This window comes from Gaiella sp., assembly GCF_035558935.1.
In the GTDB taxonomy this organism is placed as follows: Bacteria; Actinomycetota; Thermoleophilia; order Gaiellales; family Gaiellaceae; genus Gaiella.
Window position 1 is genome coordinate 1 of record NZ_DATMBZ010000090.1, and the last position, 8,180, is coordinate 8,180.

10 protein-coding genes and 1 pseudogene are annotated in these 8,180 nt (G+C 69.8%); 1 reads left to right on the plus strand and 10 read right to left on the minus strand.

Annotated elements, in window-relative coordinates; genetic code table 11:
- From rplB to rpsL, 9 genes and pseudogenes are all read right to left on the minus strand, one after another.
- Nucleotides 1–100: pseudogene (gene rplB, locus VNM44_RS17115) on the minus strand (50S ribosomal protein L2); the annotation flags it as partial.
- Complete coding sequence (rplW, locus tag VNM44_RS08720; RefSeq protein WP_325625128.1) at nt 100–399, minus strand: 50S ribosomal protein L23; 300 nt, start codon at nt 397–399, stop codon at nt 100–102. The pseudogene rplB and the gene rplW, both read right to left, overlap by 1 nt.
- On the minus strand, nt 396–1,028 hold the full coding sequence (gene rplD / locus VNM44_RS08725; protein ID WP_325625130.1) for a 50S ribosomal protein L4: 633 nt from the start codon (nt 1,026–1,028) through the stop codon (nt 396–398). The genes rplW and rplD overlap by 4 nt, the downstream gene beginning before the upstream one ends.
- A complete protein-coding gene (rplC, locus tag VNM44_RS08730; protein WP_325625132.1) occupies nt 1,028–1,648 on the minus strand; it encodes a 50S ribosomal protein L3 in 621 nt (206 codons plus the stop codon). Before rplC ends, rplD begins: the two co-directional genes overlap by 1 nt.
- Nucleotides 1,648–1,956 (minus strand): 30S ribosomal protein S10, encoded by a 309-nt coding sequence (gene rpsJ, locus VNM44_RS08735; RefSeq protein ID WP_325113511.1) that lies wholly within the window; start codon nt 1,954–1,956, stop codon nt 1,648–1,650. The genes rplC and rpsJ overlap by 1 nt, the downstream gene beginning before the upstream one ends.
- Nucleotides 1,957–1,998: 42 nt before the next feature.
- A complete protein-coding gene (gene tuf, locus VNM44_RS08740) occupies nt 1,999–3,186 on the minus strand; it encodes an elongation factor Tu (RefSeq protein ID WP_325625138.1) in 1,188 nt (395 codons plus the stop codon).
- Nucleotides 3,187–3,210: 24 nt separating this feature from the next.
- Nucleotides 3,211–5,307 (minus strand): elongation factor G, encoded by a 2,097-nt coding sequence (gene fusA, locus VNM44_RS08745; RefSeq protein ID WP_325625140.1) that lies wholly within the window; start codon nt 5,305–5,307, stop codon nt 3,211–3,213.
- A gap of 4 nt (nt 5,308–5,311) precedes the next feature.
- Nucleotides 5,312–5,782 carry a 30S ribosomal protein S7 gene (gene rpsG / locus VNM44_RS08750; protein ID WP_325625142.1) on the minus strand — a complete coding sequence of 157 codons (471 nt, stop codon included), beginning with the start codon at nt 5,780–5,782 and terminating at the stop codon, nt 5,312–5,314.
- A gap of 4 nt (nt 5,783–5,786) precedes the next feature.
- A complete protein-coding gene (gene rpsL / locus VNM44_RS08755; RefSeq protein ID WP_325625145.1) occupies nt 5,787–6,161 on the minus strand; it encodes a 30S ribosomal protein S12 in 375 nt (124 codons plus the stop codon).
- Between the two features lie 230 nt (nt 6,162–6,391).
- Between rpsL and VNM44_RS08760 the strand changes: the two genes are divergently transcribed.
- Nucleotides 6,392–7,492: a sensor domain-containing diguanylate cyclase gene (locus VNM44_RS08760; RefSeq protein ID WP_325625149.1), complete on the plus strand. Its 1,101-nt coding sequence runs from the start codon at nt 6,392–6,394 to the stop codon at nt 7,490–7,492.
- A gap of 1 nt (nt 7,493) precedes the next feature.
- Here the strand turns inward: VNM44_RS08760 and VNM44_RS08765 are convergent, their stop codons facing one another.
- Nucleotides 7,494–8,072, minus strand: a complete 579-nt coding sequence (locus VNM44_RS08765; RefSeq protein WP_325625151.1) for an anti-sigma factor — start codon at nt 8,070–8,072, stop codon at nt 7,494–7,496.
- Between the last annotated feature and the right edge of the window lie 108 nt (nt 8,073–8,180).

Consider the following 8,180-nt stretch of genomic DNA (forward strand, 5'->3'; position numbering starts at 1 on the left):
GCAGCGACTTCTCGGGCGCCGACCGCGTGATCTCCTCGAACGCCGACGTCGCCATCTGGCGCCGGCCGGGGCTCGTGGGCTTGTACTTCTTGACGGGCATCAGACCTGGGCTCCTTCGAAGATCTCGATCGTCTCGCCCTCCCGGACCTGGACGATCGCCTTCTTCCAGCCGGGCCGGGTCCCTTTGAAGAGCCCGCGGCGCTTCGGCTTTGCCTGCACCTTGACGAGGTTGATCCGCTCGACGTGGACGTCGAAGAGCTGCTCGACCGCCTGGCGAATCTGCGTCTTGTGCGCCTCCGGGTGAACCTTGAACGTGTACCGGCGCTCGGCGATGCCCGCATAGCTCTTCTCGGAGACGACCGGGGCCAGCACGACCTGCTCGTTCGTCAGACCGCTCACGCCGACGCCTCCTTTCCTGCCTTCGCTTCCACCAACGGCAGCGCGGCCTCGGTGACGAGGACGGCGCGCGCCCAGACGACGGCCGCGACCTCGAGCTCCGAGGGAACCGTGACGAGCACGCGCTCGAGGTTGCGGAACGACTTGACGACCGCCTCCTCGTCCTCCTGCGCAACGACGAGCACCGGTGCGTCCTTTCCCCACTCGGCGAGCAGCTGCGCTGCTTGCCTGGTCGACGGCGTGGTGAACGACTCGGAGTGAAGTAGCGCGAGCGTCTGACGGCGAGCGTGGTCACTCAGGGCTGCGCGAAGCGCGGCCCTGCGGGCCTTGCGGTTGACCTTGACGTCGAAGCTGCGCATGCCGGGCGGGAACGCCATGCCGCCGCCCGTGAACTGGGGTGCACGGATCGTCCCCTGGCGCGCGCGGCCCGTGCCCTTCTGGCGCCACGGCTTCGCGCGGCCGCCGGAGACGAGCCCGCGGCTCTTGGCGCCGCGCGTCCCGCGCCGCGCCGCGTTGAGCTCGGCCCGCACCGTCTCGTGGACGAGATGCGGCTTGACTTCGGCCTCGAAGACCGCCGCGTCGAGCGCGACGTCCTTCGCCGTGCCGCCGAGCACGTCCGCCTTGACCGCCATCAGCCGTTCACCGCGCGGATCTCGACGAGCCCGCTCTTCGGGCCCGGGACGGCGCCGCGGACGAGGAGCAGGTTCCGCTCCGCGTCGACGCCGTGCACGACGAGGCCGGTCTGCGTGACGCGATGCGCACCCATGTGGCCGGCCATCTTCTTGCCCTTGAACACGCGCGACGGGGTCGCGGACGCGCCGACCGAGCCGGGCTTGCGGATGTTGTGCGAGCCGTGGCTCATCGGGCCGCGGGCGAAATTGTGCCGCTTGATCGTGCCCTGGAAGCCTTTCCCGATCGACGTTCCCGAGACCTTGATGCGGTCGCCGGGCTCGAACGCCTCGACCGTGACGCTCTCGCCGACCGCGAGCTCGCTCGGGCCGCGGAACTCGACGAGGTGGCGATGGCCGCCGACGCCCGCCTTGCGGAGATGGCCGAGCTCGCCCTTCGAGAGCTTGCGATCGACGACCGGCCCGAAGGCGAGTTGCACGGCCTCGTAGCCGTCGGCCGACTGCGTGCGCACGGTGACGACCGGGCACGGGCCCGCCTCGATCACCGTCACGGCGTCGACGTTCCCCGTCTCCTCGTCGAAGATCTGGGTCATGCCGAGCTTTCTGCCCACGATGCCTTTCATCAGAGCTTGATCTCGATGTCGACGCCGGCAGGCAGGTCGAGCCGCATCAGCGAGTCGACCGTCCGCGGCGTCGGGCTGTGGATGTCGATCAGCCGCTTGTGCGTCCGCACCTCGAAGTGCTCGCGCGAGTCCTTGTCGATGAAGGGCCCGCGGATCACGCAGTACACGTTCTTCTCGGTGGGCAGGGGCACGGGGCCGGTGATCGTCGCGCCGGTGCGCTGCGCCGTCTCCACGATCTGGGAGGCGGAGCGGTCGACCTGCTGGTGGTCGTAGCCCTTGAGCCGGATCCTGATCTTCTGCTGTGCCATGCTCGCGTGTTCCCGTGAAGTGAGGGAGGGCCGAGGCCCTCCCTACTTGACGATCTCCGTGACGACGCCGGCGCCGACGGTGCGACCACCTTCGCGGATCGCGAAGCGGAGGCCCTGATCCATGGCGATCGGCTGGATCAGCTCGATCTCCATGTTCGTGTTGTCGCCCGGCATGACCATCTCCTGGCCCTCGGGGAGCTTGATCGAGCCGGTCACGTCGGTCGTCCGGAAGTAGAACTGCGGCCGGTAGCCGTTGAAGAACGGCGTGTGGCGTCCGCCCTCGTCCTTGGAGAGGACGTACACCTCGGCCTTGTAGTGCGTGTGCGGCGTGATGGAGCCCGGCTTCGCGAGCACCTGGCCGCGCTCGACCTCCTCGCGCTTGATGCCACGGAGCAGCGCGCCCGCGTTGTCGCCGGCCTGCGCGAAGTCGAGGATCTTCTGGAACATCTCGAGGCCGGTGACCGTGGTCTTCTCGACCTTCTCGTGGATGCCCACGATCTCGACCTCGTTGCCGACCTCGATCTTCCCCTGCTCGATCCGGCCCGTCACGACGGTGCCGCGACCGGTGATCGTGAACACGTCCTCGATCGGCATCAGGAACGGCTTGTCGACGTCCCGCGTCGGCTCCGGGATGTAGGAGTCGACCGCCTCCATCAGCTCGAGGATCTTCCCGGTCCACTCCGGGTCGCCCTCGAGCGCCTTGAGCGCCGAGACCTGGACGATCGGGATGTCGTCGCCGGGGAACTCGTACTTGGAGAGGAGCTCGCGCACCTCCATTTCGACGAGCTCGAGCAGCTCGGGGTCGTCGACCATGTCGGCCTTGTTGAGCGCGACGACCATGGCCGGCACCTCGACCTGGCGGGCGAGCAGGATGTGCTCGCGCGTCTGCGGCATCGGGCCGTCGGCGGCGGAGACCACGAGGATCGCGCCGTCCATCTGGGCGGCGCCCGTGATCATGTTCTTGATGTAGTCGGCGTGCCCCGGGCAGTCGACGTGCGCGTAGTGCCGGTTCGCGGTCTCGTACTCGACGTGCGCGGTGTTGATCGTGATGCCGCGCTGGCGCTCCTCGGGAGCCTTGTCGATCTCGTCGAAGGCGACGGCCGTGCCGCCACCCTGCTCCGCGAGCACCTTCGTGATCGCAGCGGTCAGCGTCGTCTTGCCGTGGTCGATGTGACCGATGGTGCCGACGTTGACGTGCGGCTTCGTGCGCTCGAACTTCTGCTTGGCCATTGCGCTTTGGGTCTCCTTCCGGGACTACTCGCCCCTCTGGGCGTCGACGATGTCCGCCGCGATGGACTGGGGAACGTCCTCGTAGCGGTCGAACTGCATGGTGAAGGTCGCCCGACCCTGGGTCATCGACCGCAGGTCGGTGGCGTACCCGAACATCTCGGACAGCGGCACGCTCGCCTTGATCGACTGCGAGTTGCCGAGCGGCTCCAGGTGCTCGACGCGGCCGCGGCGCGAGTTGAGGTTCCCCATCACGTCGCCGAGGTAGTCCTCGGGCGTGACGACCTCGACCGCCATCATCGGCTCGAGCAGCTTCGGCTTCGCGCGCTTCATCGCCTCCTTGAAGGCGATCGAGCCGGCGATCTTGAACGCCCGCTCGCTCGAGTCGACCTCGTGGTAGGAGCCCTCGATGAGCTCCACCTTGACGTCGACGACCGGGTAGCCGGCGAGCACGCCGGCGCCGAGGGCCTCCTGGATGCCCTCGTCGACCGGCTTGATGTACTCCTTCGGGATCTTCCCGCCGACGATCTTGTCCTCGAACTCGTAGCCCTCGCCGGGCTGCTGCGGGATGAGGTTGATGATCACGTCGCCGTACTGGCCCGAGCCGCCGGTCTGCCGCACGAAGCGGCCCTGGACCTTCTCGACCGGACGCGACGCGGTCTCGCGGTAGGCGACCTGTGGCCGGCCGACGTTGGCGTCGACCTTGAACTCGCGCATGAGGCGGTCGACGATGATCTCCAGGTGGAGCTCGCCCATCCCCGCGATGAGCGTCTGCCCCGTCTCCTCGTCGGTCGAGACGCGGAAGGTCGGATCCTCCTCGGCGAGCCGCTGGAGGCCTTGGCCGAGCTTGTCCTGGTCGCCCTTCGTCTTCGGCTCGATCGCGACCGAGATCACCGGATCGGGGAAGGTCATCGACTCGAGCACGATCGGCGCGCTCTCGACGGCGAGGGTGTCGCCGGTCGTCGACTGCTTGAGACCGACGGCGGCAGCGATCTCGCCCGCGCCGATCTCGTCGCGCTCCTCGCGGTGGTTCGCGTGCATCTGGAGGATGCGGCCGATCCGCTCCGTGCGGCCGCTCGTCGTGTTGAGCACGCGGTCGCCCGCCTTCACCTGGCCGGAGTAGACGCGGAAGTACGTCAGCTTGCCGACGTACGGATCGGACATCACCTTGAAGACGAGCGCCGAGAACGGCGCGTCCTCGGAGGCGGACCGGGTGATCTCGTCGTCGGTCTTGGGGTCGGTGCCCTGGACGGCCGGGACGTCGAGCGGGCTCGGCAGGTAGTCCACCACGGCGTCGAGCAGCGGCTGCACGCCCTTGTTCTTGAAGGCGGAGCCGAGCAGCACGGGCGTCAGCGCGTCGGCGAGCGTCCCCGCCCGGAGCGCGCGCCTGATCATCTCGGGCGTGACCGAGGACTCGTCCTCGAGGTAGGTCTCCATCAGCTCGTCGTCGTGCTCGGCGATCGCGTCGATGAGCGCGTGGTGCGCCTCGTTCGCAGCGTCGGCGAGCTCGGCGGGGATCTCCCCGACGGTGAACGTCTGGCCGAGGTCGTCCTCGTAGACGATCGCCTTCATCTCGACCAGGTCGACGACGCCGCGGTGCACGTCCTCCTGCCCGATCGGGATCTGGATCGGGACCGGGTTCGCGCCGAGGCGCTCGCGCATCGACTGCACGGCCGCGTCGAAGTCGGCGCCCGTGCGGTCCATCTTGTTGATGAAGGCGATGCGCGGGACGCCGTAGCGGTCGGCCTGCCGCCAGACCGTCTCCGACTGCGGCTGGACACCTGCGACCGAGTCGAACACGGCAACGGCCCCGTCGAGCACGCGCAGCGAGCGCTCGACCTCGACCGTGAAGTCCACGTGCCCGGGAGTATCGATAATGTTGATCCGATGGTCGCGCCACGACGCCGTCGTCGCCGCCGATGTGATGGTGATGCCGCGCTCCTGCTCCTGCGCCATCCAGTCCATCGTCGCGGCGCCCTCGTGGACCTCGCCCAGCTTGTGGGTGCGGCCGGTGTAGTAGAGGATCCGCTCGGTCGTCGTCGTCTTGCCCGCGTCGATGTGGGCCATGATCCCGATGTTCCGGACGCGGTCGAGCGCGACCTGTGTGGCAGTCGTCGTGCTCATCGGCTCACCAGCGGTAGTGCGCGAAGGCCTTGTTCGCCTGCGCCATCCGGTACATGTCGTCCTTGCGCTTGAACGCGCCGCCCTGCTGGTCGATCGCATCGGAGAGCTCCCCGGCCAGCTTCGCCTCCATCCCCTTCTCGCGGCGCTCGCGCGCGTAGGTGACGAGGTAGCGGATCGCGAGCGTCCGACCACGGCGCGGCGGCACCTCGACCGGCACCTGGTAGTTGGCGCCGCCGACGCGGCGCGAGCGGACCTCGAGGACCGGCGTCACGGACTTCACGGCCGACTCGAGCGCCTCGAGCGCAGGCTTGCCGGTCCTGTCGGCGACCTGCGAGAGCGCGTCGTAGACGACCCGCTCGGCGATCGACTTCTTGCCGTCGACCATCAGGCGGTTGACGAGCTGCGTCACGAGCACCGACCCGTAGACGGGGTCCGGCTCGACCGTGCGCGGCTGGATCTCGGCGCGGCGCGGCACGGTCCTAGCTCCCGCCCTTCTTCGCGCCGTACTTCGAGCGGCCCTGGCGACGGTCGGAGACACCCGAGGTGTCGAGGCCGCCGCGAATCACCTTGTAGCGGAAGCCCGGCAGGTCCTTGACGCGGCCGCCGCGGATGAGGACGACGGAGTGCTCCTGGAGGTTGTGCCCCTCGCCCGGGATGTACGCACCGACCTCCATCTGGTTCGTCAGCTTCACGCGCGCGACCTTGCGCAGCGCCGAGTTCGGCTTCTTGGGCGTCGTCGTGTAGACGCGCGTGCACACGCCCCGCTTCTGCGGCGCGCCGCGAAGCGCGGGGGTCTTCACCTTCGTCTTCGGGGCCTTGCGACCCTTGCGCACGAGCTGGTTGACGGTGGGCACGCTACTCCTGTCGTTTCGGTCGAAGCTCTGTCACAGAGAAAGGGCCGGCAGGGACAACGTCCCGCCGCCCGGGAGCGGCAATGGTAGCCGAAACGCGCACACCGTGCCCGAAGCCCCGGACGGGTAGCCGAACCGCCCGTCGCCGATTAGATTGCGGTGCGGGGAAGGTTGGGGGACCGAGAATCTCTAGCGGAACGACGATCAGCCTGGTCATCGCTGCGGCGGCTCTCTTGAGCCTCGGCGTCGCCGGCGCGGTCCTGCTCGGCCGTCGGCGCTCGCCGCCGACGCGTGACGACCGCCTCGTTCAGGCGGTCGACGAGATGCGCACGCGGATGGACACCCTCGGCCGCGATCTTTCGGACGCGCTCGAGCGGGCCGAGCGCGAGAGCAAGCGAAACCGGTTTCTGAGCGACCTCGGCAGCTCGATCGAGTTCGACGAGCTGCTCGACCGCGTTCTGGATGCGGCGCTCGAGGTGCCCGGGTTCGACGCGGCGATGGTCACGCTGGAGGAGTCGGGTGGCCAGCCGGCGATGGCGACGCGCGGAATGACGCCGGAGGAAGCGGCGCACCCGCCCTCCTCCGGAGCCGGCGGCGCGTTGCCGCCGGGGCCGATCACCGTCAGCTACCGCTACGGCGCGGCCGACGCGGCCGACACGCAGCTGATCCGCGGAGGGCTGTTCATCCCCCTCGTCAGCCGCGAAGGCTCGACGCTCGGCAGCCTGGCCCTCTTCTGGCGCACCCCGGGGTACGAGCCGACGCCTCAGCGCGTCGGCGCCGTGGAGCAGATCGCCGTGACCTGCATCCCGGCGATCGAGAACGCCCGACGCTACCGCGAGGCACGCCAGATGGCCGAGACCGACGCGCTCACGGGGTTCTTCAACCAGCGCTACTTCCACGAGACGCTGCGCCGCGAGGCGCTTCGGGCCCAGCGTTACGACCGCCGCCTCGCGCTCTTGATCCTCGACCTCGACGACTTCAAGACGGTGAACGACCGCATCGGCCACCTCGCGGGCGACGCGGTGCTCGCGCAGGTCGCGGAGCGGCTCCGCAACGAGATCCGCTCGGTCGACGTCGGCTGCCGCATCGGCGGCGACGAGTTCGCGGTGATCATGCCCGAGTCCACCACCGAGGACGCCACGCAGCTCTTCCAGCGGATGCAGGACGCGGTGGCGACGATGACGACGCCCGGCGGCGGCCGGGTGAGGATCTCGGCCGGGATCGCGGAGCTGCACCACGGCGAAACGGCCGCGGGGCTCTTCGAGCGCGCCGACTCGGCGCTCTACCGTGCGAAGGAGCTGGGCAAGGACCGCGCCAGCCTCGCCACGGACTGAATCAGCTGCCGGAGCGCACGGCGACGAGCCGCAGCGGCCGCGAGGGCCGCTCCGGCGGCGGTGCGCGCTCGAGCGTGACGCCGACGCGGGCTCCCGGCGGCACGCGGCGCGTGAGCGGGACGACGCGCTCGGCGGCGTCGAACGTGCCCGCGGGAACGGGGACGGCGGAGCCCGGCCGAACCAGCCAGACGGCGTACGCAGAGCCGTCCGGCGGCGCCCCCAACCCGTCGAGCGTGAGGATCGCCTCGTCGTCGGCACCCACGACCAGCGTGATCCGCCCGAGCGAACCGCGCAGAGGGAGCCGCTCGGCGCTCCCGTCGGTCAGCACCGCGAGCGACCGCTCGTCGGCGGCACGCGGCGCCGGCTCCGAGCTCGAGCGCGTCTCTGCGACGAGCGCCCACACGCCGAGCGCAACCGCCACGACCCCGCACGTCACGGCAAGCGCGGCCAGCGTCGGCCACCCCGGCCGGCGCGCAGGCGGCAGGTCGCAGGCCGGAAACGGCATCGGGGTTCCCGGCGACGCCTCGAGCACCTCGTCGGAAGGCTCGAGCGCGACGAGCTGGACGCGGGCGGATCCCACGCGGCGAGGATAGAGCGCGCATCTGACGTGGCGGTGGGATGAACGGCTCGCACGACGCGTGTGTCGCTCGCACAGCCTCGCGACGACGCGTCCGCCGTCGCGGCTGCG

Coding starts and splice junctions, on each gene's coding strand:
- rplD (WP_325625130.1), bottom strand. CDS start 1,028: ATGGCGGTCAAGGCGGACGTGCTCGGCGGCACGGCGAAGGACGTCGCG.
- rplC (WP_325625132.1), bottom strand. CDS start 1,648: ATGAAAGGCATCGTGGGCAGAAAGCTCGGCATGACCCAGATCTTCGAC.
- rpsJ (WP_325113511.1), bottom strand. CDS start 1,956: ATGGCACAGCAGAAGATCAGGATCCGGCTCAAGGGCTACGACCACCAG.
- tuf (WP_325625138.1), bottom strand. CDS start 3,186: ATGGCCAAGCAGAAGTTCGAGCGCACGAAGCCGCACGTCAACGTCGGC.
- fusA (WP_325625140.1), bottom strand. CDS start 5,307: ATGAGCACGACGACTGCCACACAGGTCGCGCTCGACCGCGTCCGGAAC.